We start from the raw sequence: 26004 nt of genomic DNA on the forward strand, positions 1-26004 counted from the left end.
CCGCAGCCGGATAGCTCAACGCCCCATGTCGGAAAAAGACACCATCTCCATCCACCTCGTGCGCGAAGCGCTGTTGCAGAGTTGCGCGCCGGGAGCGGCCACCGTTGAGGCATTGAGCAAAGTCGGCATTGATCCGGCGTTGCTTGAGCAGCCCGACGCTCGCGTGGCGGCCACGGCCTATGCACGCCTGTGGCGCTTGCTGGCGCGGCGCAGGGACGATGAGTTCTTTGGCATGGACCCGCGCAAGCTCAAGTCCGGCAGCTTGGCGTTCCTGTGTCGCGCCGCCGTGGCGCAACCCAGCCTGGCAGCGGGCCTGGAAACCGGCCTGGGGTTTCTGTCGTTGATGCTGGAGCACATGCCAGCCCAGCTGGTGCGTCAACAGAGCCTGGCGGAAATCGTCCTGCTCGAACCTGAGCATGATCCCAAGCGTGCGTTTACCTACTTCACCTATTGGATGATCGTCCACGGCGTCGCCTGCTGGCTGGCAGGGCGGCGCATTCCGATCCTCGCCATCGAGTTGCGTTGCGCGCAGCCGGACTTCTGTGACGATTATCAGGTGATGTTTTCTGACAACCTGCGCTTTGATCGGCCACGCACCCGCATGATTTTTTCTGCCGACTGCCTGGACCTGCCGATCAAGCGCAGCCCGCAGGAGCTCCAACGTTTCCTGGCTCATGCACCGGCTAACATCCTGGTGAAATACCGCGACCCGGAAAGCCTCGCCACGCGCATCAAGCACGACTTGCGGCAGATGCCCCCCGACACCTGGCCGGAAACCGAGGGGCTTGCCGCCAGGTTGTGTATTTCTGCGTCCACACTACGCCGTCGCTTGGCGGAAGAGGGGCAGACCTATCAGGGCCTCAAGGACAGCGTGCGCAAGGAACTGGCGATTGTGTGGTTGGCCGAGCCGCAGATCAGTTTTGCCGAGATCGCCACGCGGCTGGGGTTTGCCGATGCGAGTTCGTTCTACAAGGCCTTTCGTAAGTGGGTGGGATCGAATCCGGGGCATTACCGTAGCCTGATTCTGGGTGAGGCCAGCTAAATCCCACACGAAAAAAAGCCCCGCGACCGAATGGGCCGCAGGGCTAAAAATTGGCTGGATGCGACCAACCAAAGGAGCTCTTTACCTCACTGGTTGCTGGCGACCACCGTATCCGGCTGCCAGCCACCACCCAAGGCCTTGTAGATCGCCACGATGCCGCGATACAGATCCACTTCGGCCTGGGCCTGGGCGTCTTCGGCGGCCAGGCGTTCGCGCTGGGCGTCGAGCAGTACCAGGAAGTCCACGGTGCCTTCGCGATAGCGGATCGCCGCGAGGTCGGCGGCGGCGCGGCTGGATTCGCTTTGGCGGATCAGCGAGACCAGGCGTTGCTGGCGCTTGCCGTAATCGCTGAAGGCGTTCTCGGACTCTTCCAATGCCAGCAACACTTGCTGTTCATAGGTCGCCAACGCGCCATCGGCTTCGGCATTCGCGCCACGCAGACGCGCACGCACGCTGCCCAGGTCAAACGCGGCCCACGTGATGCTCGGGCCCAGGGACCAGGCATTCGCCGCGGCGGAGCCGATCTGCGAACCGCGCCCGGCGGTGAACCCGAGGAAACCGCTGAGGCTCACCCGTGGGAACAGGTCGGCCTTGGCCACGCCGATACGTGCGGTGGCGGCGGCCAGTTTGCGTTCGGCGCTGAGGATGTCCGGGCGTCGTTGCAGCAGTTGCCCCGGGTCGCCAATCGGCAACGCCTTGGCAATCGCTGGCAGGTCTTTCGGGCTCAGGTCCACGCTCAGTTTGTCGGGGCGCTGGCCGAGGAGGGTGGCGATGCGGTTGCGCTCGCGCACTTGTTCGGCCTGCAGTTGCGGCACGCTGGCTTCAACTGCTGCCAGGCGCGCGTCGGCACGTTCCACGTCGAGCTGATCACCGACGCCGGCATCACGCAGGCTGACGGTGATGGTGCGCGATTCCTGCTGGTTCTTCAGGTTGTCCAGGGCAATGCGTTCACGCAGTTGCGCTCCACGCAGTTGACCGTAGGCATCCACCAGTTCGGCAATCATGGTGACTTGCAGTTGGTACAGGTCGGCTTCGGCCACCTGTTGGTCGGCGTCGCTGGCTTCCAGGTTGCGGCGGATGCGCCCGAACAAATCCACTTCCCAGGCCATGTCCAGGCCCAGGTCGTAGCGCTCGCTGTTGACACGCTTGGTGGTCTGCCCGGGAATCTGGCCCTTGCCCACATCGCTGCTGGCGCGAGAGGTGACCACCGGCATGATGTCGTTGGCCGCGTCATCACGGATAGCCCGTGCCGCCCGCAGGCGGGCAAAGGCTACGCGCAAATCACGGTTGCCGCTCAGCGACTGGGTTACCAGCTGGTTGAGCGTGGGGTCTTCGAACTGCTGCCACCAGATGCCTTCGTACTTGGCATGGTCGTAGCTTTTGCTGTCGGCGGCGGCCGTGATATTGGCCGCCTCCAGTGGCTGGGTCTTGTAGTCCGGGCCTACGGCACAGGCGGCGAGCGCCAGCACCAACAGGCTCGGCAGGAATACTTTCACACTCATTGCTGTGTCTCCAGCTTCAAGGCCTTGGCCGCTTTGCGCGCTTCACTGCGCTCGACATAGCGACGGATCAGTACGTAGAACACTGGTGTCAGCAACAGACCGAAGAAGGTCACACCGATCATCCCGGAGAACACCGCCACGCCCATGGCATGGCGCATCTCGGCGCCGGCACCGCTGGAGAGCACCAACGGCACCACACCCATGATGAACGCGAACGAGGTCATCAGGATCGGCCGCAGACGCAGGCGGCAGGCTTCCAGTACTGCGGCGAGCGGGTCGAGGCCTTCCTGCTGTTTATCCTTGGCGAACTCGACGATCAGAATCGCGTTCTTGCACGCCAGGCCCACCAGTACGATCAGGCCGATCTGGGTGAAGATGTTGTTGTCGCCGCCCGAGATGATCACCCCGGTAATGGCCGACAGCAGTGTCATCGGTACGATCAGGATCACCGCCAGCGGCAGGCTCCAGCTTTCGTATTGGGCGGCGAGCACCAGGAACGCCAGCAGTACGCAGAGCGGGAATACGAACAGCGCGGTATTGCCCGAGAGGATTTGCTGATAGGTCAGGTCGGTCCACTCGTAGGTCATGCCGTTGGGCAGTTCATCTTTGAGCAGCTTTTCAATCGCGGCCTGGGCCTGGCCAGAGCTGTAGCCCGGCGCGGCGTTGCCGTTGATTTCTGCGGTGATGAAGCCGTTGTAGTGCATCACACGGTCCGGGCCCGAGGTGTCGCTGACCTTGATAAAGGTCGCCAGCGGGATCATCTCGCCTCTGTTATTGCGCACTTTCAATTGGCCGATCTGGTCGGAGTCCTGGCGGAACTGCTGCTCGGCCTGCACGTTGACCTGATAGGTACGCCCGAAACGGTTGAAGTCGTTGGCATACAACGAACCCAGGTAGACCTGCAGGGTGTCGAAGATGTCGCTGATCGCCACGCCGTGAGTCTTGGCCTTTTCGCGGTCGATGGCCGCGTCCACTTGCGGCACGTTCACCGTGTAGCTGGTGAACAGGCCGAACAGTTCAGGCACGCTGTGACTCTTGGCAATCACGTTCTGCACTTCTTTGTACAGCTCGTCATAGCCGAGGTTGCCACGGTCTTCGATCTGCAGGCGGAAGCCCCCGATGGTGCCCAGGCCTTGTACCGGCGGCGGCGGGAAGATCGCCATGTAGGCCTCTTCGATATTGGCGTATTGGCCGTTCAGTGCACCAGCAATCGCACCGGCGGACATGCTCGGGTCTTTACGCTCATCGAACGGCTTCAAGGTCACGAACACGATGCCGCTGTTCGGGCTGTTGGTGAACCCGTTGATCGACAGGCCCGGGAAGGCAATCGCAGCTTCCACGCCGGGTTGTTTCAGGGCGATCTCCGACATGCGCTTCATCACGTTTTCGGTGCGGTCCAGGCTTGCGGCGTCGGGCAGTTGGGCGAAGGCCACCAGGTATTGCTTGTCCTGGGCCGGTACGAAACCGGTCGGCGTGTGGGCAAACCCGAAGAACGTCAGCACCATCAAACCTGCGTAGACGAACAAAGCGATACCGCTGCCGCGAATCACTCGGCGTACGGTGCCTACGTAGCCATGGCTGGCCTTTTCGAAAAAGCGGTTGAAGGGACGGAACAGCCAGCCCCCGAAGACCTTGTCGAGGAACTTGGAGAAACGGTCCTTCGGCGCGTCGTGACCGCGCAGCAGCACAGCGGCCAGGGCAGGGGACAGGGTCAGGGAGTTGAACGCCGAGATCACGGTTGAGATCGCGATGGTCAAGGCGAACTGCTTGTAGAACTGCCCGGTCAAGCCACTGATAAAGGCGGCCGGAATGAACACCGCACACAGCACCAGCGCCGTGGCGATGATGGGGCCGGTCACTTCACTCATGGCTTTTTCGGTCGCCGGGAACGGCTCAAGCCCCAACTCGATATTACGCTCGACGTTTTCCACCACCACGATGGCGTCGTCCACCACAATACCGATCGCCAGCACCAGGCCAAACAATGACAGGGCATTGAGTGAGAACCCGAACAGGTGCATCACCGCAAAGGTACCGATCAATGAAACCGGCACCGCCACCAAGGGGATGATCGAGGCGCGCCAGGTCTGCAGGAACAGGATCACCACCAGCACCACAAGGATCAGTGCTTCAAACAGGGTATGCACCACCGCTTCGATGGAGCCGCGTACAAAGATGGTCGGGTCATAGGCGATGCGATAATCCATGCCCGCCGGAAAGCTCTTTTTCAGCTCGGCCATCTTGCTGCGCACATCGTTGGAGATGTCGATGGCATTGGAGCCGGGACGCTGGAAAATCGGAATCGCAACGGCGGGCTGGTTATCGATCAGCGAGCGCAGCGCGTATTGGCTGGAGCCCAGTTCGACCCTGGCGATGTCCTTGAGGCGCGTGATTTCACCGTTGGCGCCGGCGCGAATCACGATGTTCTCGAACTCTTCTTCGGTGACCAGGCGGCCCTGGGTATTGACCGACAACTGGAAGCTGGTGTCACTCGGCGCAGGCTGGGCGCCCAGGGCACCGGCTGCCACCTGGCGGTTCTGCTCGCGGATCGCCGTGACCACATCGGTGGCGGTCAGGTTGCGCGAAGCGGTTTTGTTCGGGTCCAGCCAGACGCGCAGGGAGTAGTCGCCCATGCCGAACAACTGCACGTCACCGACGCCGCCCAGGCGGGCCAGTTCATCCTTGATATTGAGGATCGCGTAGTTGGACAGGTACAGCATGTCATAACGCTGATCCGGGGAGGTCAAGTGCACCACCATGGTCAGGTCGGGAGAGGCCTTGTCCACGGTAATACCGATGCGTGTCACTTCCTCCGGCAGCTTGGGCTGGGTACGCGTCACACGGTTTTGCACCTGCACCTGCGCGTTGTCCAGGTCGGTGCCCAGGGCGAAGGTGATGGTCAGGGTCAGCTTGCCGTCGGCGGTGGATTGCGAGGACATGTACAGCATGTTCTCAACGCCAGTGATGGCTTGCTCCAACGGCGCGGCCACGGTTTCACCGATGACTTTGGGGTTGGCGCCCGGGAAGTTGGCGCGCACCACCACGGTCGGCGGTACCACTTCCGGGTATTCGCTGATCGGCAGTTGGAACAGCGAGATTGCACCGGCAATCAGGATCAACAGCGACAGCACCGCTGCGAAGATCGGCCGTGAAATGAAGAACTTGGAAAAATTCATCTTGAGTCGTATCCCTTAACCGCGTGGAGTCGCGACGCTTGCGAGCTTGGGCGCGGGTTTTTCCGGCGCCACTTGCTCCAGGTTGCTGGCTTCAAGCGCTTGTCGTTGTTGGGCCAAGGCGGCGAGGGTTTCCTTGCTGGCCATCGGAATGGTTTCCGGCGCCACCGGCGAGCCAGGGCGCACGCGTTGCAGGCCCTTGACGATCACGGTGTCATCCTTGGTCAGGCCGCTGCGCACGATGCGCAAGCCTTCGATTTTCGGCCCCAGTTCCACCGCGCGATAAGCCGGCTTGTCGCCGTCCATCACCAGCACGAATTTCTTGCCCAGGTCGGTGCCGACGGCTTCGTCATTGATCAACACCGCCGAATAGGTGCCGCTGCCGACCAGCTTCAAACGCGCATACAGGCCAGGGGTGTATTCGCCCTTGCTGTTGTCGAACACCGCGCGGCCACGGATGGTGCCGGTGGCCGGGTTGACCTGGTTGTCGACGAAGTTCATCTGGCCCAGGTGCGGGTTGCCGGTTTCGTTGGACAGGCCCAGATACACCGGGGTGGTGGCGCCACGCCGGCCTTCACGGGCCAGTTCGGTGTACTTGAGGAATACACGCTCATCGGCGTCGAAGTAGGCGTAAACCTTGTCGGTGGAGACCACGCTGGTCAGCGCGGTGGTATCGGCGGTCACCAGGTTGCCGGCGGTGATTTCGGCACGGCTGACGCGGCCACTGATAGGCGAAGTGACACGGGTAAAGCTCAAGTTCAGGCGTGCCAGGTCCAACTGCGCCTGGATCGCGGCCATGGCGGCGCGGGCTTCCTGGGCGGCGGTGGTGCGCGAGTCGGCCAGTTCGGCAGAGATCGCATTGCTCTGGCGCAGGCGCTCGCCACGTTGCGCTTCGTTTTCACTGCGAGTGGCGGCGGCTTTAGTCTGCGCAAGCTGGGCTTCGAGGCGGCGCACTTCGGCCTGGAATGGGCGAGGGTCGATCTGGAACAGCAGGTCGCCTTTCTTCACCAGCGCGCCTTCGGTGAACGCCACCTGGTCAATCTGGCCGGACACCCGCGGACGAATCTGCACGGTTTCCGGCGCTTCAAGGCGCCCGGTGAACTCGTCCCACTCGTTGACCGGTTGTTCCAGCACCTTGGCCACGCTGACCTTGGCTGGGGGCATGGCGGCCGCTTGTTCGGGAGACTTGCCGCACGCGCTGATCACCACCACGGCCAAGATCGCCAAGGGGAAGCGCAAAAGTTTGAGTGACTGTTCCATGAGGTGCATCCGCCAATGTATTTGAGATGGGCGGATCATGCGCGGGGAGGTGCTAGGTCACGAATCGAATGAAGCAAAGGTAACTATCATTCGGAATGATATAAGCGCGGAGTCAGCCCTCTAGCATGGGGCTTTTGTTAGGGAGCTATCAATGTGATTGATGACAAAAGACTGTTGCAGCGAATGCATGGATGCAGCCCGAGTAGGTATCGATGGGCAGTGGTGTCGCTGATTCGGCCAGAAGCTAATGCGCATCACATGGCACAGATGTCAACTGAGAAGTCTGACAGTAGTTTGATTAATGGCGTTTGCGTAGGCTGATATTCATGCCCGGAGGGCTCTCGAAATGCCGAGCGTAGATTAATCAATCAGTTCAAGGAATTGAGCCATGAATAACACTAAACCCAGCGAGTCTTCTGGCGCAGCGAAGAATTCAAAGGTCGGCGCTGATTATTTTAACTTCATGTTTGCTCCTCCCTTTCCTATGGTAGAGGAATTTTGGAGGGCATTAGAGTTCCGCTATTATGAGTCGGACGATGGCGTTCTTATTCTTCGTGGGAGCCTTAATGAAGAGGAGACGGGGCGATTTGAGCTGCTCACCTTCAAGATGCCGCCACCTATAAAAGATGGCGAGCATGACGTAAGCAGGGATGAGGCAGGTGTTAATGCTACTTTTGCTTTACCGTCGCTCATCAAGGCGGACAGTGGGAAATTGAATATAAAAAGATTCAAGGACGGTGACAAAGATACCATCCAGGCTCAATTTTACCTGGCATTTGAATATGACAGTGTGGTCTATGATGTAGCCGGCCTAGCTTTGGTTCATGCAACGGCGGCTAGTTAAGATCACGGCGCCTCGAACGCATCGCCCAGAAAGTCGATCAAGGACCGCACCGACGGCATCAGCCCGCGCCTGGAGGGGAACACGGCGGTGATCACGCCTTCAGCGGGTTGCCATTCAGGCAATACGGCAATCAGGCGGCCATCGGCCAACTCGTCTTTCACGACGACTTGGGGCAGGTTGGCGATGCCCACGCCCGCCAGTGCTGCATTTTTCAGGGTCGACATGTCATCACTGACCAGGCGCGGCGTGTGCGCGACCTGGGCCGTCGCGCCGTCCGGCCCGGTCAGGTCCCACAGGTATTGAAGCAACGGGTTGCCCCAATGGATAGTCGCCAGCCCGGCAAGGTCAGCCGGTAGCGAGGGCAGGGGAGCGTCCTGCAAAAAAGTCGCGCTCGCCACCAGTACCTGAGGACTTTTAGCCAGTACCTTCATGACCAGCTCACTGCTTTCCAGCGGTGGGAAACACAGGTTCAAGGCCATGTCATAGCCTTCGCTGATGATGTCGACCTTGCGGTTGAAGCTCTTCACGTTCAGTTCGACGCTGGCGCATTGCGCCATGAATTGGGCGAGCATCGGCGCCACCCAGTAGTTGAGCAATGCGGTGGTGCAGCTCAGGCGGATCACGCCCCGCGGCTCTGATTTGTTGAAGGCAATCACATCTTCTGCTGACTCGGCTTCGGCAATCATCGCCACGCAATGGCGGTAATAGGCATGGCCGATATCGGTCACCTGGAATTGGCGCGTCGAACGCTGTATCAGCCGTGCCCCCAGCCTGGCTTCAAGCTGGCTGACCCTGCGGCTCAAGGTCGATTTGGGCAGGTTCAACGCTCGACCCGCCGCCGCAAACCCGCCGTGCTCGACCACCTTGGCGTAGAGGAAGAGTTCGTTGAGGTCGAACATGGGCAGTGTTCCATTTTTGAGATGCCCAAGCTTAATCCAAATCAGCCCTCACGTTGAGCGAATGTCAGCGCATTACTGATCAGTGCGTCAGTTCAGCGTATGACTGATATCCCGCAGGCGCGCGTCGCTCAGGTTGCCGGTGGATGCCAACAGGTGCAACTGGGCCATCAGGATCGCATAACGTTGTTGGGCCAGGCGTTGCTGGGTATCGGTGACTTTTTGTTGGGCATCCAGCACGTCGGTGTTGATGCGGGAACCGGCTTCGAAGCCGTGGGTCACGGCGGCAAGGTTGATCTGGCTAGAGTTCAAGGCCTGCTTGAGTGCCTGGTATTGGCTCATGCCGTTGGTGACTTGCAGGTAAGCCTGGCGCGCCTTCAGCCCGGCGTTGCGACGTGCATCTTCGACTTCGTCCGCCGCCTTGCTTTGCAGTGCATGGGCTTCGCGCACGCGACTGCTGGTGCGGCCACCGCTGTAGAGAGGAACGCTCAGTTTGACCCCGACCACGGTCTGGTTATAGCGGTTTTCCGGCAACGTCACATCGTAGACATCACCGCCGACAGAGGCGAAGCGGCCATGGGCGGCGATCAGATCCAGGGTCGGCAAATGGCCGGCCCGTTCCTTGTCGATGTCCATTTCGGCCAGGCGCTGGGCAATCTGCGCCGCCTGTACGGCAAGGTTGCCTTGTTGCGCGGTCGTGGCCCAATCATCGATGGCAGCGGGCACCGGGGCACTGAACTGTGGCTCTTTGCCTGACCACGGGCCTGCCTGTGCGGCAGTTAATTGGGTGAGCGTTTCGTTGGCAATGTCCAGTGCGCCACGGGCCGCCACCTGTTCGGCGAATGCCTGGTCGTACTTGGCCTGCACCTGGGCGAGCGCATTAGCGGTGGTGGCGCCGTCGGCCAGCAGTCGCTGGCTGCGCGTCTGGCTCTCGCGCAAGGTTTGTAGCTGTTGTGTGCGGGTGTTCAACAGTTCCTGATTGAGCAGTACGTCGAAATAAGCGCGGGCGACGCGCAGCATCAGCGCTTGGCGCGCCTGTTCGGTGTGCAGTTCACTGGCGCTGATCAACAGTTTGCTTTGGTCGTGTGCGATCACATTCTGCCAACGCAGCAGCGGCTGTGTGAGGACCACGGCGTAGGCGTTGGTGTTATTGCGATTGCGATGATAGTCGGAGGAATCCTCGGCATCGACCCAGGCCGCGCCGCCGGTGACAGACAGGTCCGGTAGCAGGTTGGCACGGCTTTGCGGTTCCTTTTCTGCCGTGGCCAATTGCTGGGCCTGGGCGGCGGCGAACTGCATGTCGTGGGTCAACGCCTTCTGGTACAGCTGGTACAAGTCATCTGCCAACACCTGAGTGGGCGCGCAGGCGAGTGCCAGCCAATACAGCGGCATGAGCAGCGGGGTGGTGTTCAGATGCAGGCCTGGAATACGCAAGGGGTGTGCTCCACTGAAAGATTTATCGACTGATGTGGCTTTTGCGCATCATCAGCACCATGGGAATCCCGATGGCCATCACCGCTCCCAAGGTGCCGAACAGCATGCTGAACGCCAGCATTTGCCCTTGTTCGCGTGCTTGCAGGTAAGGCATCAGGGCCAGGGCTTGTTGATGGCTCGCCAGGCCCAGGGAAAGAAACAACGGGTCGGTTTCCACACCTCCCCAACCACTGGCCACCAGGCTCGATTCGGTGACATGCTCGGAGAGCAGGCGGTAGCGTTCCCAGGAGAACCGTGTGAGCAAGGTGGCTGCGATGGCGATGCCCACGCTGCCCCCCAACTGGCGCATCAGGTTGAGTACGCCTGAGGCGCCGGAGATCAATGTCAGCGGCAGGCGACGCATCGCCAGGTTGGTCAACGGCACGAAGATCATGCCCAGGCCCAGGCCGCGGATCACCAAGGGCCAGTACAGCGAGTCGGGGTTACTGTCGAGGGTGAACTGGGTGTGCAGGAACATCGCATAGCAGTACATGACAATGCCCAGGGTGACGAACACACGCTCGTCGATCTTGTTTTCCTGGGACAGCTTGCCGATCACCAAGGTGCTGATGGCGCTGGCCACCGCCCCGGGGAAAATCACCAACCCGCTCTGGTAAGCGCTCTGCGCCAGCAGGGTCTGCAAGAACAGCGGCACCATGAACAACGTGCTGTACAGCCCGAAGCCCACGCAGAAGGCGCAGATGCACCCCATCAGGAACTCGCGGTTCTGGAACAGCGCGACGTTGACGATCGGGTTGGCCACACGCCGCTCCCACCAGAAGAAACCCACCAGGCTGAAGCTGCTGAGCAACAGGCAGGCCACGGTCCAGTTGGACGCCATCCAGTCCCAGTGCTCGCCGCGCTCCAGCAGGATCTGCAGGCTGCCCACGCCCAGCGCCAGCAAACAAAAGCCGCTGTAGTCGACACTGGAAGGTTTTTGTTCGTTGGGCGAGTCGTTGATGCACAGCCAGCACAACAACAAGGCCACGGCACCGATCGGCAAGTTGATCAAGAAGATCCAATGCCACGACAACGTGTCGATCAGGTAGCCGCCGACGGTCGGACCCAAGGTGGGCCCCATCATCACGCCCACGCCGTAAAGCGCCATGCCGCTGCTGACCTTTTCCTTGGGGAACACGTCGTAGATGATTGCCTGGGAAATCCCCAGCAACCCGCCGCCCGCCAGGCCTTGCAGCACCCGGAACGCGACCAGTTGCCAAAGTTCGGCAGACATCGCGCAACCCAACGATGCCAGCACGAACAGCGCGGTAGAGACCAGGTAATAAGTCCGCCGGCCGAACCACGCCGACAGCCAGCCACTGACCGGCAGAATCACCACGTTGGCCACCACATAACCGGTGGAGACCCAGGAGATTTCATCCACCGACGCCCCGTAGGTGCCCATCAGGCTGGGAATCGCTACGTTGACGATGGTGACATCGAGCAGCTCCATCATCGACACCAGCGTGACGGTCAGCGCAATCAGATAAGGCGACTTCATAGCGTGTGGCCGGCGTCGTCAGGTGCGGCCACTTCGACAAACGCGCTCATGCCCGGGCTCAACAGCGGCTTGTAGTCATCCGGCACATCGTGGAGCGCGATGCGCACCTGCACGCGCTGCACCACCTTGGTGAAGTTGCCCGTGGCATTCTCCTGGGGCAACAATGAGAACTTGGCTCCGGTGGCCGGTGCCAGGCTTTCGACGACGCCGTCGAAGGCGTGCCCGGGGAAGGCGTCCACGGTGACACGGGCAGTCTGGCCCACGCGCACGCGGCCCACCTGGGTCTCCTTGAAGTTGGCGGTAATCCACAGTGCGTCGGTGGCGATCAGGCTCATGAGCTTTTGGCCAGCGACCACAAACTGGCCGGGTTCCACCTCTTTTTTCGAGACAATGCTGCGCATCGGCGCGGTCTGGCGGGTGTCGTTGAGCTGGATCCTGGATTGTTCCAGCTCCGCTTGCGCGGCCGCGATCCGATAGTCCTGCACCTTGAGTTCGGCTTTGTTGGCCAAGGTACTTTGAGCGGCGGCCTGGGCGTTGCTGCGCGCCACTCCCTGGGCGTGGCTGAGGGCGTCGAAACGCGCCTTGGCCACTTCCAGGTCCTGGGTGCTCAGCACGCCTTGGGCGCCGAGGCGACGGGCACGCTGGTAGTCGTTGCGCGCTTGCTCAAGGTTGGCGCTTGCTTGAGCCAGGGCCGCCTGCGCGGCCTCGCGCATGGCCACCGCGCCGAGCACCTGACTGTCCAGCGCGCCCGGCACGCCTGCGCGCCCGGCGGCGGCGAGCAATGCTTGCCACTGTGCTTCGCGCTGCTGCAACTGATAGCGGTACTCGCTGTCGCGGATCTGAAACAGCAGGTCGCCGCTTTGTACCCTGACGTTGTCCACCACCGGCACACTGATCACCACGCCCGAAAGCTTGGCCCGTACCGGGATGATCACCCCGTCGAGTTCGGCGTTGTCGGTACTCACGTAAGTGCTGGAATACTGCCAGCGCTGCCAGCCCAGAATCAGCAACCCGCCGACCACGACGCCACACAGCGTCAGTTTTATCAACTTGCCTTTGGTCATGTGGTACTCCCTGTCGATGCGCGTTGAGGTCAAGCAGGCTCAGAAACGGTGTGGACCTCCCGCGCAGGACGGCTCACCGTCGGCTGAGCCTTGTCCAGCAGGAACTGATGCACGCCATTCCACAGGTCAATCCGTGAGTTGATTGCGGTTTTCGCACTCTCGACCATGTGCAGGTGTTGCGCGGGGCTGGTGACGATTTCGGCGATGATGCGTTTGGCCGCCGGGCCGTGATCGTCACCATCCATCTCGATGTGGCGCTTCAAGTAATACGTGAGCATCGGTACATCGCGTTCACTGACCGACCATTGCGACAGCAGGCGACCAAACATGTCGGGGATAATGTCTTCACGCCCGAAGAAGAAGTACGCCAGGACCGCTTCGGTGCTGCCGTGTTGTGCAACATCGAGGGTCTGGCACATGAACACTTTGGCGGCCGTCGGAATCTGCGCGTCGTTGAGCGCCTTAGCCAGAGGCACCTTGGCCTGGATGGCGGCCAGGAAGCAGCGGAATACGCTGCTGTCGGCGCCGATTTCATCCATGGCGGCGAGGTACAGGTCCAGGTGGCTGATAAAACCGCCCGCGGGGTGCTCGTCGGTCTCTTCACCCACCACGATTTCGTTGATCAGGCGCGCGGCGGTGATGTGGACCGGCGGTACCCAGGGCAACTCCACGCACGTGAGGTCGCGCTGGATACGCTTGAGCAAGGTCATGAAGTCCCAGACGGCGAACACGTGAAACTCCATCAGGGTGCGTACATCTTCTACGCTGCGGATACTGCCGAACAGTGGGTGACTGAACAGCTGTTCGCGCTCGGTTTCAATGTGGCTGTCGATATCAAAAGGCATGCGTGCTCCTGCGGCCTGAAGGGTCAGGCCCAAAATCCATCGGAAATTAAGGGTGTGTGTCGTTTACCGTGTTTGTACGATAAGGATGGCGACCGGTGGCGTACCGGAAGGAGCGCACAAAGTGCTTTTCCAGCAGGTATTGCCGGCTTTCGTACCATCCCGCTTCCAGCAGTTGACGGTGTACCTTGGGCAGTCGCCAGCAAGGCACCGCGGGGTAAAAATGATGTTCCAGGTGAAAGTTCGAGCCCGCGTGCAGCCAGGTGTTGAGGCGCGAAGTGCGTGAACGCGCTGGCGGCAACAGATGGCCTGTGTCGAAAGCATGTTCCTGATAAGCGTTGACCGCCGACAGCAGGAACGCCACCGCCAGGCTCAAGGAAAACCCCAACAACAGGCCGTCGACTAGCCAGATAGCCAGCCCATACAGGCTGAGCCATACAACCTGGCAGGCGATATTGCAGCGGGCCAGCCATTGCACTTGCGCCGAACTCAACGGCAGCGCCGAAGGATTGACCAATGGCCCGAACGCCAGGCGCCAGGTGGTCTGCAGATAACGCAGGGTGGCAATCAAGCGCGACAGGGTGATGCGGCTCGCCAGTGTGTGATAACGCGAAAAGAGCTGGTAGTCCGGGTCTTTCGCGCTGTTGCTGTACCGGTGGTGTTGCCAATGGTCGACGAAGTAACCGGTCACACAGAACCCCGGCAGCAGCGAACTGGTAGCAATGCCCAGGTAGCAACTGCGCATGGGGTTCGCGCTCAGGTTGAAGTGGAAGCCTTCATGCCCAAGGATCGCTTGCAGAAATAACCCATATCCCGCCAATACCACCAATGGCAAACACACCAGCGTCCACAGGGTGGAGGCTGTGTTGGCCACCCACACAAACAGCGCGAGTGGCAGCAGGTACAGGCTCAAGGTGTAGGCGATGATCAGCAAGGATTCCCTCGATCGGGCCTTGAACAAGGCACGGTCGAGACGGACCTGGGGCTTGGGGTGTAAATGGCTGGCCATTGGCGAGGGCTTACTCGATCAGTTCAGGGTTGAGCACCAGATGACCGCCACGCGTGAGCGTACGCAGGCGCATGGCGATAAAGGCATCGACCACGCTCGGCACGCTGCGCGCGGTGTACATGGCCAGCGTGCCCATGAACGTCAGCCCCCGGTTGCGCAGGCCATTTTTCTGGCAGGCGCGCACCAGGCCGTTCGCGGCGGCATCCAGTTTTTCTTCCAGGGACAGCAGGGTCTTGTCACCCCACTTGAAGGTCACCAGGCGTTTGACCGACAGGCCCACACGCTGCGCGGGCAAGTGGATCGCCGTGTCGATGAACCCCGGGTACACCGTGACCACGTCAAGCTCCCCGCGATACTGCATGCGCAGCACATCCGAATAAGCGCTCAGCGCCCGTTTGCTCGCAGCATAGGCGGCCACGTAGGGCGCATTCACCAGCGCGAACAATGAGGACACGTTGACCACTTTTCCGCGCTTTCGCAGTAGCCCCGGCAGGAACCCCGAAGTCAGTTGCCAAGGCGCGAACAGGTTGACGTCCACTGCGCGGGTCACCTCATCGGTGACCCCGGTTTCGCCGCGTTCCAGTGTCAGGGTGCCGGCGTTATTGACCAGAATGTCGATGTCGCCGAAATCGGTGCTGATAGCGCTGATCACGTTGGCCACGGCGTGGCGGTCACACAGGTCGACTTGATAAAACGCGTCCAGCAGGCCGCTGTCTTGCGGTGCGAGGATATCGAGGCCAATCACGGTGGCGCCCAGTCGCTTGAGCTTGCTGGCCGCGGCGAAACCCAGGCCGCGCGCGGTACCGGTGATAACAATGGTTTTTCCGAGCAGGTTCATGAGTGCGCTCCGGTCATGCTGAAGGTTGATGCGGACAGGTAGGTGTCAAGGTTGGTCGCCATCGAGATCCTGGCCGGTGGATGAAATTGCAAGCCGCGGCAGGCCATCAGTCCGTTGGAACTCAGGTTGCTGGTGATGAACGCCATCCCGCCCAACATGGCGTGGGCCTGGTCGGAGAGCTGGGCAAGCCGTTGCTCGATGCCATAACGCACCAGCAGCAGACGGGCCAACACGTTAGGCAAGTCCTGTGGGTTACGCTCGATATCCAGGGCCGCGCCTTCCAGGGCACTGATCGCCAATTGCAGGTCGGCTGCCAGGTCCACGCGGTGATGCGCGGTCCAGCGAGCGGCGTCTGTGACCGACTCGATCAGGCTGGCGCAGGCACCCACATAAGATGCGCAGATCAACAGTTCGAACCAGATGAAACCCACGGTTTGCACGTCTCCCAGTTGGTGCGTGTAACCGGCGGAAAACACCATGCGCTCGGGCACCAGCACTTCGTTGAGGCGTACTTCGATGCTTTCTGCGCCGGCCAGGGCGCTGTTCTGCCAGAAAGGATTACGGCTGATGCCCGCTGCAGTGGCCGGAATCAATGCGACCATCAGCTCTTCGCCACCAGGGGTTTGGCGGATATAGCTGGCGGTGAGCAAGTCCATCGACTGCCCAAGGCAGCAGGGCTTCTTGCTGCCGCTGAGTAACACCCCGTCTGGGGTGTGCACTGCCTGCATGGCCGAGTCGAGAATGCCCGCTCCGGAGGTGCCCTCGGCAAACCCCGAAGACAGCAGCAAGCGGTTTTGCGCGACGGCGGCCAGCAACAGGCCTTCGGCGCCGCCGCCGTTTTGCGTGAGTGCCAATAGGCTCGCCACGGAAAACTGGTGCATGGTGCTGGCCACCGCCAGCGAGGGCGAGCGGGCGCCCAGGGCGATCTGCACATGCACCGCGTCAAGGATGTTCGCGCCCAGCCCGCCGGCTTCACGGTTGACCAGCAGACCTACCGGGCCATGTTGCTTGAACAGGGCGATGACCTCGCTCTGTGGCGCTTCGCGCTGGGCACTCGGAATGGCCGCCAAACGCTCGTCAAAACCCGGGGCGTAGCGTTCAAGCAAATCGCGTGAGCGATCGAGTAACGACAGTGACATGGTTCAGGCCTTCAAGTAGCTCGCCGGAAACAGGCCGGTGATGATCGAGTGGATGTTGTCCCGGATAGCTTGTTTAGCCACAGGGTCGAGCATGTCCGCGAGCATCGGCAGGCCCAGGTCGAAGCGTGATTTAAAGGTGATGATCGCGTCTTTGCCATCCGGCAAGACGTGCCAGGTGCCGGAGAAGTGATCGACGTCGCCGGCCATCTGCTCGAAATGAATCTCTCGGGTGTCGGCATTGAAGGTGTCACGCTCCTGCCACTTGAGAATGCCGCTGTGGAAGTTGACCTCCCAGGACGTGAACGACACCTGGTCGCTGACCTTGTTGATGCTGATATTGCGCACCGATTCGCAGAGCTCGACGTAGTTGCTGAAATCGCTGATCACCGCAAATACTTCATCAGCGCAGGCATGGGGGATATGGGCCTGCACGTTGACTTCTTGCATGGGGGAAAACTCCATTTAAAGGGATGGCATCGAAGTGGTCAGCGCCTGGGCGAAGCCTTCGATCAGCCAGTTGCAATCCTGGGCCGTCAGCAGTGGCGACGGCGTGAGCCTTAGCACCCGGTGGTCATTGAGCGAGTGGCACACAATGATGCGTTGCTCGATCAGCGCCATGACCATGTTGGCGGCGATTGAGGCCTCGGCGAATTCAAAGCCCAGCAGCAAGCCCGCGCTGCGCAGTTGCACGCGTTCGGCCAAGTCCTGTTGCTGCAACAGCGCGCTGAAGCGGGCGTGCAGGTCCTGGCCGAGCAGGCGGGCACGCGTGACCAGGTCTTCTTGCACCATCACTTGCAGCGTGGCCTGCACAGCCGCCATGGCCAGCGGGTTGGCGCCGAAGGTCGAGGTATGGACCGTAGGGTTGCGATTGAACGGCGCGTAGATCTCGGCGCGGGCCACCATGGCGCTCACCGGTACGCAGCCGCCGGACAGGCTTTTACCCACCAGCATGATGTCGGGCACCACCTGTTCCTGATCGCAGCCCCACCAATAGCCGGTGCGACCCAGGCCAGACTGGATTTCGTCGATAATCAGCACGGCGCCATATTGATCGCACAGTTGGCGCACGCGCCTGAGGTAGCCGGATGGCGGCAGGATCACCCCCGCTTCGGCCTGGATCGGTTCGAGGATCACACAAGCCTTGTCCGGCGATGCGCGCAGTTGCTGCTCCAGCGCGACGCTGTCGCCAAACGGCACGAACTCGCTGTTGCTGAGCAACCCGCTGAAAGGCTCTCGGTAGCTCTCGCGGCCAGTGACCGCGAGGGCGCCGAGGGTCTTGCCGTGGAAGCCTCCGAGCGTCGACAGCGTGCGGCGGCAACCGTTGAGGCGGGCGAGTTTCAAGCCGGCTTCGGTGGCCTCGGCGCCCGAGTTGCAAAAAAACACATAGTCCAGGTCACCCGGGCACAGTGCGGCCAGAGCGTGGGCAGCAAAGGCCTGTTGCGGGTTGAGCAACAACTTGCTGGCCAAAGCGTTTTGCTGCAGTTGCCGAGTAACCGCTTCCACGACGACCGGGTGGCCGTGCCCGAGGAAAAACACGCCATAGCCGCCTGCATCCAGGTATTGGCGGCCTTGCTCGTCGTAGATGTAGACGCCACGGCTGGACTGCTCGATTGGCAGGTTCATCAGCGACGCGAGGCGTGCGTAGCCTGAGTTGACGTGCTGGCGCAGGTATTGGTCGACCTGTGCGGCGTCGAGAGTAGGTTCGATAACAGTGTGGTTCATGCCACGCTCGCTTCTGTGGGCGTTGTCACCGGCTGCTTGAGCATGCGCGTCAGAGCCCCCAGCTTGGGCGCCAGGTGGTTGAGCGAGAGCAGCAACTCACGGCTGACGTCGCGTTGGCTGAATGCCGGCTCGCCGAGTAACTGCGGCAATGAAGTGGGCAGTGGCGTGCGCAGGCAGGCATAGCGGCACAACTGGGTGGCACGGGTCAGGGCGGCCTGGATATTGCCGCTCAGCGCCGGTAGAAATACCGGGCGGATCAACCGTTCATAAATGTCCGGCGCCATGCAGCGTGGCCGTGTGAAGGGTTGTTTCTGGGTGTCCATGGACTGGCACATCAGGTCCAGCAGACCCGTCAGATCCAGGGCCTGCGGGCCGCTTGTGAGAAAATAATCGTCGCCGATCAAACGCTGGTGCAGCGTGTTGGCGATCGCTCGCGCCGCGACGTCACGGGCGATCAGGTCGACATAGCCAGCAGGCGGGCAGGGCACGATGGGCAGCACGCCAGACATCATCAGCCCCATGGTCATATGGAAACCCTGGAAGTTGGGCATATGCCCGGTGCTGGCGTCGCCAATAATGATGGACGGACGAAAGATCGACACGTCGATGCCGGCCGAGCGCACCAGGGTTTCGGCCTGGCGCTTGGCGACTTCGTAAGGCGTTTCTGCTTGTACGCCTTCGTAATAGTCGCAGGGGTGAGTAAAGGCGGTGCTGATGTGATACAGCGGCACCTTGGCTTGCTGCACAAAGGCCACGACGTTTTCGGTGCCGAGGTAGTTAACCGAAAAAATCTGGTCGATATCACCGTCCAGTCGCGTCACCGCCGCGGCGTGGATCACCCAGTCGACACGCTCAACCAGCGCCGCATAAACGTCGCTGGCCAGGCCCAGGTCAGCGCTGCAAATATCACCCTTGAGCACTTCCACTCGGGGATCGCGGATACGGCTTTTGCGCGCCAGGCAGACCAAGTGAAAGTCCTCTGCCAGGCAGTCGATCAGTGACTCACCGAGCACCCCTGAGCCTCCAGTGAGAAGGACGGTTAATTTTTGCTGTGCTGACATGTAGGGCGCATCCTGCGGATTCATCGAAAGAATTCATGGTGCGTTTCGCCGAATCGCAGGCACAGGTGCCCCGGGCGAACACTCTTCTATTCACTTTCGGTGGCGCTGAGGTGCTCTGGGAGCCGGTGCTCAGCGCTTAACGTGGTCGCGAATAAGATGCGATTGATATTGGCGTTTTGATATCAGCGCGTCTTGAACGAAACGCTTGTCTTACGCAAAACCTCGGCGGCGGTGCGCGGCGTCATGCCAATCATGCGGCGCATCATGCGAGCCAGATGCGCCTGGTCGGAGAAGCCGCCGTCGGCAGCGGCGTCCGACAACGTCGACCCACCGGCGAGGGATTTGGAGGCGCGCTCCAATTTGTTCCAGATGATCCATTGGGAGAGGGAAACACCCATCTGGTGGGTGGCGACGCAGCGCAAGCGCGGGCTGGACAACCCCACCGCTTGGGCTGCGCGACTGACGCAACCAGGGCCGTCGCGGTCAAGGCGCAAAATATTCAGCGCTTTGTAGAGCCTGTGGTCGATCGGCGGGGTAATTGCCAGCAGCCGCGAGAGGGCGTCGACAAAGTGCGACAGGGACGTGCTACGGCGAAAACACTCCAGCAGTTCGTCACTGGCCAGGGCGATGCCATCGTCTTGCAGCAACGCATTGAGCGCACGGCCCAACGCCGTGTCCGGGCTGACATACAAAAATGCCACCGGATGACTTTCGGCCACGGCACGGTGTTCGACGTTGGGACCGATGATCACGCCTGCCGCACGGATCACTTTTCCCGGCAGCTCCAGGGTGGCGGGTTGGCCTACGCCGATGCACAGTTGGATGGCGACATGGGAGTGAGCAGTGTTTTGATCCGCACGGCCAATGTAACCGGCCCATGAGTCGCCAAAAGTAACGCTGCCATCCCACATTTGAAGTCTTCCTTGACGTGTTGGGTGATTGTTCGACGCGTGCAGGGTAGGCCTGCGAAGGGCTGGATTCAAGCGTCACGCGCGGTGCCCTGCGCTTTTAGGATCTCAAGCATCCGATGAACCTAAAATCGCTCAGGCCGGCCTTGAAAATCTATCGTCGCGAACCGATGATAAGAAAATGGCAATTCGCCATCAATGATCAAGGATAGTCATCATGTCGGATAACAAACACATCACCCACCCTGCGGATGCCAAGCGGATCGACGTCAATGATCCAGACGAGATCAGAAACTGGTGTGCTTCGTTCAAATGCACAGAAACGCAGCTCAAGAACGCGGTTGCGGCGGTCGGCACGTGGTCGCACCACGTACGAGACTATTTGAACAAGTAAAAGAACGGGCGAGCCCGAGCAAGGCTCGCCATCTTTTCGTTGCACAGTGAGTGCATATCAAGCCAACGGTTGCCTCACAGCGCAAACCCTTTCCTCGCTTTCACTTTGCATGGACATCACTGCATCAACGCCTATGCGCTTGAAGTTCCGGTTAGGTCGTTGAAAAGTTACCGTAGTGTAAATTCCTATAGAGGGTGCCCCTCCGTGGTATCAGTAAATAAATCAACCCGCCCAACAACACTCTATCGATATCGCCCACTGGGTTCAGACCTAGTCAAAAGAGAGCTGGACGCTATCTTCAGCAGCTATTTGTATGCTCCCCGCTTTGATCAAATGAATGATCCAATGGAGGCGATGATCGAGTACCCTGCTGAAGATCGATTCGCGTTCTTGATGCCAAAAGATTTTTTAGAGTTTTCAAAGAAAACGCTCAGCGGCACGGCTGCGACCGCAAAAAAATCAAGCTTAATATCCATGTCAAGCACCCATTTGGATTACCCCCTGTGGGCGTACTATGCAAGCAATTTTGCAGGCTTTTGTCTGCAGTTTGATACGCAGGAATTAGCCCTCGGCGATCTGCAAGAAACCCCACTGCTGCCTGTTGTATATGACTCAAGCGCTCCTCCTCAGTTGACATTTGAACTGATTGCCATTTCTGAAACAATGGATTTGATCACTAAACGATTAATGCAAAAGAGACAGGAGTGGCAGCATGAAAAAGAGTGGCGGTATCTTGCTGGAAAAGAGGGCCGAAAGCTTTATACCGATCCTGCACTGAAACGAATTTACCTAGGGCCGCGCATTACGCAAAAAACGAAGGCTCGGATTCTTCATAAGATGAAGAATCGCCCAGTGGAAATTTACCAAGGCTCTGTGCAGGGCCTCGAGGTTGAGTTCAAGTGCATCCAGGAAAGCGCTCCCTGGAGTGAGTGCGAAAGAACCGGAGCCGGTAAATTCGACCCCCAATTAATCCGTTCATGCGAGGATGAGTTGCGTGCTGTTCTTGGTGATAAATTCAATGTTCTTGAGAAAAAATGTCGGGAACTCAGCGAACATCCAAACCTAGAACAGATAGATGAAATCCGTGTGACCGATGGAAAAACCATCGTCTGCGTAACCGGAACATATCGCTTAAGAGGCGGGCATGATGTCTCTGCCAGCCACTGGTTTGATGCAGATATGAATCGACTGCCTTAAGCACGAAACCCGCGCCTCAAGGCTGCACATTTATTGGGGCGCGGTGAGTCAGAGTAGGGCTAACATGCGCGGATGAGACTGCTCCTAGCTGCGTTAGCCAGATATCAGGGGCTACCGAGAAAATCTGTTTAGGTTCGCAATTTATTCCGCATCCGAGCCATCTAAAAAACTGCTCTAACAGGTTTAGCAAGGGGCTACAGGGCGGCTCAGGATGGATAATAGCGCTTAAAGCGGTGGAGCATATGCGAAACCCCGATGGACTAATATTTAAGAAAGGAGAAATATGATGTCAGAGCTTGGAAGGCTAAAAGCTAAATTTAAAGCTATGAGCTGGTCAGGGCGTTTCTATAGTCTTTCTTGCGGGGTTACAGTGCTGGGAGTACTGTTGTCAGCGGTAATGGGTGTTGCAATATTAAATAATGCCATTTTGATTGCCTCTCTAGGGTTTGTTGTTGGTTTTATGTTTGTATGTTTGCGCATCTATCTCTGGTTTATCTCTGTGTGGGATAAGCCGTTTGGTAAAACCCCTATTGTCCTGCTGCACCTGTTAGTATTGCTGATGTCAACCGTCATTTCAAGATTGATTGTGGCGGAAGCCTTGGGTGTGCCACCGCAATCATTTGATATTACGGTCGGCTTTCTAGTGCTTGTCTTTTATATGCCTGCATGGCTGCTCTTGGGAGCCTTTATATTTACGCTGCTTGGTGGCCTTCTTTTAATCGGTGTCGGGCTGGGAGCGTTGCTTTTATTTCCTCTGTCTATTATTGCAAATCTGTTGAATGCTTTTAATCTGCAGCCGTACCTGCGCAATGCATGGAGTAAAGTAGCGCCAGCCAGGCTCAGCTTTATCGATGTACAGGGGCATTCGGTGGGCGCACTGTTGAGCGGTGTCATTCTGATTAACCTATATGGAACGCTCGTTTCTGATGCCCAGCCGTGGGTTTACTCCTCGGTCAGACTGATAGCGTTTCTTAGTGACTTTCAGCCTGCCGTCAACTATCCCGGCATACAAGCGGGTGAACGTGCCCATCCGTTAGATAACGGTTTCATCGCCATAGCCAAGGAATTGGCTGATAAGAGTATTGAAATCGAAGTAAAAAAACAGATTGAAGACTTCGAGCATCCGCAAAGCCACCCTGTCACCATTTCCATTCCTTCGATGAAACAGCTGACTGATCCCTTTATCCATCGCGTGGAGGACTATTTAACCACATCGCCTAGGCCCGGACGGCCCGGCTGACCGTTAGACGACGTTAAAGCTGACACGGATCTTGTCTGCCAGCACCATTAACAGGCCGGCGTAACATGATTAGCAAAGGCTATCCGGATGCCCAAAAGCATTTTGACTGGGCTCTAGGACAATGTTTTCAGGTCGATAACACGTTTGTTTGCCCCCACTTTTGCCCCCATTCATACCGAGTGTGCGAGTGATCGCAAGTGGCGATCTCCGACGGACTTCGCTATTCCTGGCCAGTTAAGCCGTTGGGCCAGGTCGCTGATCAGTCGTTAGGCAAGTGCAACTGCACTTCCATGGCGTCATGAAGGAGTCTGACGACCTCGATCACGTCGTCGTTTGTCACACGATAGAACACGATATGGCGTGGGCTTTTGACTGTTCCATGGGGGTGTTTGGTCTGCTGGCGTGAATAGATGAGGTGATAGCTGCGAAGGCCCGGTGCAAGTTCATCGCGGTCGTGGCTGCCAATGGGATAAGGCGTGTCGGCAAGCGCTTGCAGCGCCGCGAGGATCAGCGCCTGGTAGCGCTGGCGTGCTTGATCGCCGAACTGCGTCTGGGAGAGCCTAAGGATGTCGACAATGTCGGCACGAGCCGCGTTGGAGATCCTATACTGCGGCATGCTCAGTGTTTCTCTCTCGCTGGGAGGGTTGCCTCCAGGCTCAAGCTCTCGAGGTAGTGCTCCAGATCACCCTCGTTCACCTGAGTAAAGCGCCCGTGCTCAAGATCCATGATGCCGATCGAGGTCGCCTGACGCAGTGCCTCAATTTTGGCGGTGTCTTCGGCGACGCGCTGCTCCAATAAACGTAAACCTTCTCGCATCACTTCGCTGGCATTCTGATAACGGCCGGACTGCACCAAGTCATGGATAACCTGTTCCTGGTGAGGGGTGAGCACAACGTTTCGCGTCGCCATAACTAGCTCCAGTTCTGTGCAAACAGGTACTTTTGATGTTGGCATATTATGCCAATTTCGCTCAGGAGAATAGCTTGGGGCCGACATCCGGCGATCAGGTGACGGCTGACTCGGCGCCAATCAGCAAGGTTCAAAGTCATCCTTCCATAATGAAAGCAACCGGCAGATTGATTTGAAGATTGATATGCCTGACTGTGCGTGGGAGGAGGCGTGCGATGTGTGCTTCTCGATCCGCCCTGAAATCGATCGGCATGTTCGATGCCCATCAATATTTGCGTTTAGAGGCATCAAGAGAGGTTCCAATGCCCTACGAGTTAGAAAATCGCCTAGTGATCGGCGTCGCTTCCAGCGCTGTGTTTGATTTGCTGGCATCGGACGCAGTGTTTCAGAGTCAGGGGGAGGAGGAATACCGCAAGTTTCAGCAAAAAAATCTTCACGTCCCGCTTCCTAAGGGGATAGCGTTCCCCTTCATCAAGCGCTTGCTGTCAGTGAATGACCTGAGCGTCGATCCTACGGATCCGCTCGTCGAGGTGATACTTCTTTCGCGCAATGATCCCGACACTGGGCTGCGCGTACTGAAGACTATCGAGCACTACGGGCTTGGGATGACAAGGGCGATTTTCATGCAGGGAAAATCTCCTTATGAATACATACCAGCACTGAATATCGCTTTATTTTTGTCGGGTGACAAAAAAGACGTGGAAGCGGCTATCAGGGCCGGGTATCCGGCTGGCCAAGTTCTCGATTCAAAATTTGAAGACGACGAGACTGATAAAACCCTACGCATCGCATTCGACTTTGACGGCGTGCTCGCTGGCGATGAGTCCGAAACAATCATGCAGGCCTCTGGATTGTCTGAATTCCATGCGCACGAAGTGAAGAATGTCATGCAGCCCCATAACCCTGGGCCGCTGAAGGAATTCATGGTGCGGATATCCAAAATCCAGTCGGTCGAGGAGAAGCACAAAAAGCTCAATCCTGAATACGAAAACCGCATACGCGTCTCGATCGTCACAGCCCGCAATGCTCCGTCTCATGAGCGTGCGATGAATACACTCAAGAGTTGGGGGGTCATGGCCAATGACGCATTCTTCCTAGGCGGCATCGAGAAAGGAAAAATTTTAGGTGTATTGAAACCACACATCTTTTTCGATGACCAATCAGGGCACCTTAGATCGACTAGCGCAGTTGCTCCATCCGTGCACATTCCTTTCGGTATCACCAACAATGTCGCTACTGTGGATGCGCTAGAGCCTGAAGCGGATCAGGTCCAGCAGGTGGTGTAACACGGTGGCTTGAGCGCGTAGTGCCACAGGAATTCGTATCGGTTCTGTGCTTGAACTGGCCTAATGATCCCGGACACCTCTTACGGGCGATATGATTCGCCCAATCAGGAGGTTTGCAAGAGCGATAGACCTACACCCGCGAGTTCAAGCAACGTGCTGCAAGCATGGTGCTTGATGATAGCTGCTCAGTTCCGACGTCTGTGCATCTATGGACGTTGGGCCTACGGCTCTGCGCCGCTGGAGTGGTCAGGTCCAATCGTTGTGTAGATACCTATGCCGATCAATGGGCCGATCAATGGGTTAAAACACGTGGCTACCAGCCACCGGGAAACCATTGCCGGGCGAGCTGCACCGTTACGCGCAAGGTGTGCTGGCTTTGTTCGCACGCAAGCGCCTGTTCTTCAGGCGACGCCGGTTTGCTCCACTTTGGCAGGGTTGCCAAGCGCTGTGCATAGCTAGCTTTAAACGCAGGGCTGGCCTCGCCAGTCAGCCGCATCGCTTTAGCATAGTCCGCCTCGAGATCGTCGGGGAGCGAACCACAGGCCAGTTTGGCTTGCTGATAGCGCACGGCATACATGAAGCCATCGGTGGGGGGGGCGTCGTAGGAGTAGAGGGAGGGTTCTGCGGCCATGGCAGTACCGGTGAAGAATAGCGCGATGAGGAGGGGGCGTCCGTGCATGGGCGGGAAAGTCTCGGGTGATTGA

At 58.9% G+C, this 26004-nt stretch carries 24 protein-coding genes; 6 read left to right on the forward strand and 18 right to left on the reverse strand.

The annotated features are described in order from the left end of the window. Window positions 1-25: 25 nt before the first annotated feature. Complete coding sequence (locus tag AC4PS6_RS19460; protein WP_019820116.1) at window positions 26-1042, forward strand: AraC family transcriptional regulator; 1017 nt, start codon at window positions 26-28, stop codon at window positions 1040-1042. Window positions 1043-1128: 86 nt separating this feature from the next. Here the strand turns inward: AC4PS6_RS19460 and AC4PS6_RS19465 are convergent, their stop codons facing one another. The 3 genes from AC4PS6_RS19465 to mexE are packed head-to-tail and all read right to left on the reverse strand — an operon-like array spanning window position 1129 to window position 6977. After that, window positions 1129-2544, reverse strand: a complete 1416-nt coding sequence (locus AC4PS6_RS19465) for an efflux transporter outer membrane subunit (protein WP_336826459.1) — start codon at window positions 2542-2544, stop codon at window positions 1129-1131. After that, window positions 2541-5720, reverse strand: a complete 3180-nt coding sequence (locus AC4PS6_RS19470; RefSeq protein WP_003191086.1) for an efflux RND transporter permease subunit — start codon at window positions 5718-5720, stop codon at window positions 2541-2543. The genes AC4PS6_RS19465 and AC4PS6_RS19470 overlap by 4 nt, the downstream gene beginning before the upstream one ends. A 15-nt stretch (window positions 5721-5735) precedes the next feature. Continuing rightward, a complete protein-coding gene (gene mexE, locus AC4PS6_RS19475; RefSeq protein WP_492180923.1) occupies window positions 5736-6977 on the reverse strand; it encodes a multidrug efflux RND transporter periplasmic adaptor subunit MexE in 1242 nt (413 codons plus the stop codon). A gap of 388 nt (window positions 6978-7365) precedes the next feature. Between mexE and AC4PS6_RS19480 the strand changes: the two genes are divergently transcribed. Then, window positions 7366-7821, forward strand: a complete 456-nt coding sequence (locus AC4PS6_RS19480; RefSeq protein WP_019820112.1) for a hypothetical protein — start codon at window positions 7366-7368, stop codon at window positions 7819-7821. Window positions 7822-7823: 2 nt separating this feature from the next. Here the strand turns inward: AC4PS6_RS19480 and AC4PS6_RS19485 are convergent, their stop codons facing one another. The 12 genes from AC4PS6_RS19485 to AC4PS6_RS19540 all read right to left on the reverse strand — a co-directional run bounded on the left by AC4PS6_RS19485 (window position 7824) and on the right by AC4PS6_RS19540 (window position 20277). Continuing rightward, window positions 7824-8720, reverse strand: a complete 897-nt coding sequence (locus AC4PS6_RS19485) for a LysR substrate-binding domain-containing protein (RefSeq protein ID WP_019820111.1) — start codon at window positions 8718-8720, stop codon at window positions 7824-7826. An 87-nt stretch (window positions 8721-8807) separates the two neighbouring features. Next, entirely contained in the window at window positions 8808-10151 is a 1344-nt protein-coding gene (locus tag AC4PS6_RS19490; protein WP_014718378.1) for a TolC family outer membrane protein, read from the reverse strand. A 22-nt stretch (window positions 10152-10173) separates the two neighbouring features. After that, window positions 10174-11691 (reverse strand): DHA2 family efflux MFS transporter permease subunit, encoded by a 1518-nt coding sequence (locus tag AC4PS6_RS19495; RefSeq protein ID WP_060766467.1) that lies wholly within the window; start codon window positions 11689-11691, stop codon window positions 10174-10176. Then, the gene (locus tag AC4PS6_RS19500) at window positions 11688-12755 is read right to left on the reverse strand and encodes an HlyD family secretion protein (protein WP_014718380.1); all 1068 of its coding nucleotides are present in this window, start codon (window positions 12753-12755) and stop codon (window positions 11688-11690) included. Before AC4PS6_RS19500 ends, AC4PS6_RS19495 begins: the two co-directional genes overlap by 4 nt. 29 nt (window positions 12756-12784) lie before the next feature. Continuing rightward, on the reverse strand, window positions 12785-13600 hold the full coding sequence (locus AC4PS6_RS19505; protein WP_103451302.1) for a DUF3050 domain-containing protein: 816 nt from the start codon (window positions 13598-13600) through the stop codon (window positions 12785-12787). A 46-nt stretch (window positions 13601-13646) separates the two neighbouring features. Then, window positions 13647-14606, reverse strand: coding sequence for a fatty acid desaturase family protein (locus tag AC4PS6_RS19510; RefSeq protein ID WP_014718382.1), 960 nt, complete (start codon window positions 14604-14606; stop codon window positions 13647-13649). Between the two features lie 10 nt (window positions 14607-14616). Then, window positions 14617-15444, reverse strand: a complete 828-nt coding sequence (locus AC4PS6_RS19515) for an SDR family NAD(P)-dependent oxidoreductase (protein ID WP_014718383.1) — start codon at window positions 15442-15444, stop codon at window positions 14617-14619. Continuing rightward, window positions 15441-16583 (reverse strand): acyl-CoA dehydrogenase family protein, encoded by a 1143-nt coding sequence (locus tag AC4PS6_RS19520; RefSeq protein ID WP_336826469.1) that lies wholly within the window; start codon window positions 16581-16583, stop codon window positions 15441-15443. Before AC4PS6_RS19520 ends, AC4PS6_RS19515 begins: the two co-directional genes overlap by 4 nt. Window positions 16584-16586: 3 nt before the next feature. Continuing rightward, complete coding sequence (locus tag AC4PS6_RS19525; protein ID WP_019820107.1) at window positions 16587-17030, reverse strand: type II toxin-antitoxin system RatA family toxin; 444 nt, start codon at window positions 17028-17030, stop codon at window positions 16587-16589. Window positions 17031-17045: 15 nt separating this feature from the next. Continuing rightward, entirely contained in the window at window positions 17046-18305 is a 1260-nt protein-coding gene (locus AC4PS6_RS19530) for an aspartate aminotransferase family protein (RefSeq protein WP_019820106.1), read from the reverse strand. After that, a complete protein-coding gene (locus AC4PS6_RS19535) occupies window positions 18302-19366 on the reverse strand; it encodes an SDR family oxidoreductase (protein ID WP_336826472.1) in 1065 nt (354 codons plus the stop codon). The genes AC4PS6_RS19530 and AC4PS6_RS19535 overlap by 4 nt, the downstream gene beginning before the upstream one ends. A 182-nt stretch (window positions 19367-19548) precedes the next feature. Then, window positions 19549-20277, reverse strand: coding sequence for an AraC family transcriptional regulator (locus AC4PS6_RS19540; protein WP_019820103.1), 729 nt, complete (start codon window positions 20275-20277; stop codon window positions 19549-19551). A gap of 214 nt (window positions 20278-20491) precedes the next feature. Here AC4PS6_RS19540 and AC4PS6_RS19545 point away from each other — a divergent pair, with 214 nt between their 5' ends. The 3 genes from AC4PS6_RS19545 (at window position 20492) to AC4PS6_RS19555 (ending at window position 23105) form a co-directional block, all read left to right on the forward strand. Next, window positions 20492-20668: a DUF3606 domain-containing protein gene (locus AC4PS6_RS19545; protein WP_005788478.1), complete on the forward strand. Its 177-nt coding sequence runs from the start codon at window positions 20492-20494 to the stop codon at window positions 20666-20668. A 204-nt stretch (window positions 20669-20872) separates the two neighbouring features. Next, the gene (locus AC4PS6_RS19550; RefSeq protein WP_336826475.1) at window positions 20873-21865 is read left to right on the forward strand and encodes a DUF2971 domain-containing protein; all 993 of its coding nucleotides are present in this window, start codon (window positions 20873-20875) and stop codon (window positions 21863-21865) included. A gap of 286 nt (window positions 21866-22151) precedes the next feature. Then, on the forward strand, window positions 22152-23105 hold the full coding sequence (locus AC4PS6_RS19555; RefSeq protein WP_102666173.1) for a hypothetical protein: 954 nt from the start codon (window positions 22152-22154) through the stop codon (window positions 23103-23105). 259 nt (window positions 23106-23364) lie between these two features. Here AC4PS6_RS19555 and AC4PS6_RS19560 read toward each other — a convergent pair whose 3' ends face one another. Both AC4PS6_RS19560 and AC4PS6_RS19565 read right to left on the reverse strand, forming a co-directional pair. After that, window positions 23365-23721 (reverse strand): type II toxin-antitoxin system RelE/ParE family toxin, encoded by a 357-nt coding sequence (locus tag AC4PS6_RS19560; RefSeq protein ID WP_102666174.1) that lies wholly within the window; start codon window positions 23719-23721, stop codon window positions 23365-23367. A gap of 2 nt (window positions 23722-23723) precedes the next feature. Then, window positions 23724-24014 (reverse strand): type II toxin-antitoxin system ParD family antitoxin, encoded by a 291-nt coding sequence (locus tag AC4PS6_RS19565; RefSeq protein WP_032891975.1) that lies wholly within the window; start codon window positions 24012-24014, stop codon window positions 23724-23726. Between the two features lie 302 nt (window positions 24015-24316). Between AC4PS6_RS19565 and AC4PS6_RS19570 the strand changes: the two genes are divergently transcribed. Then, window positions 24317-25300, forward strand: a complete 984-nt coding sequence (locus AC4PS6_RS19570) for a 5'-nucleotidase (protein ID WP_166406210.1) — start codon at window positions 24317-24319, stop codon at window positions 25298-25300. A 313-nt stretch (window positions 25301-25613) separates the two neighbouring features. Here AC4PS6_RS19570 and AC4PS6_RS19575 read toward each other — a convergent pair whose 3' ends face one another. Next, window positions 25614-25931: a hypothetical protein gene (locus AC4PS6_RS19575; protein WP_166406193.1), complete on the reverse strand. Its 318-nt coding sequence runs from the start codon at window positions 25929-25931 to the stop codon at window positions 25614-25616. Window positions 25932-26004 lie beyond the last annotated feature (73 nt).

This window comes from Pseudomonas sp. DW-iso17 (genome assembly GCF_058725345.1).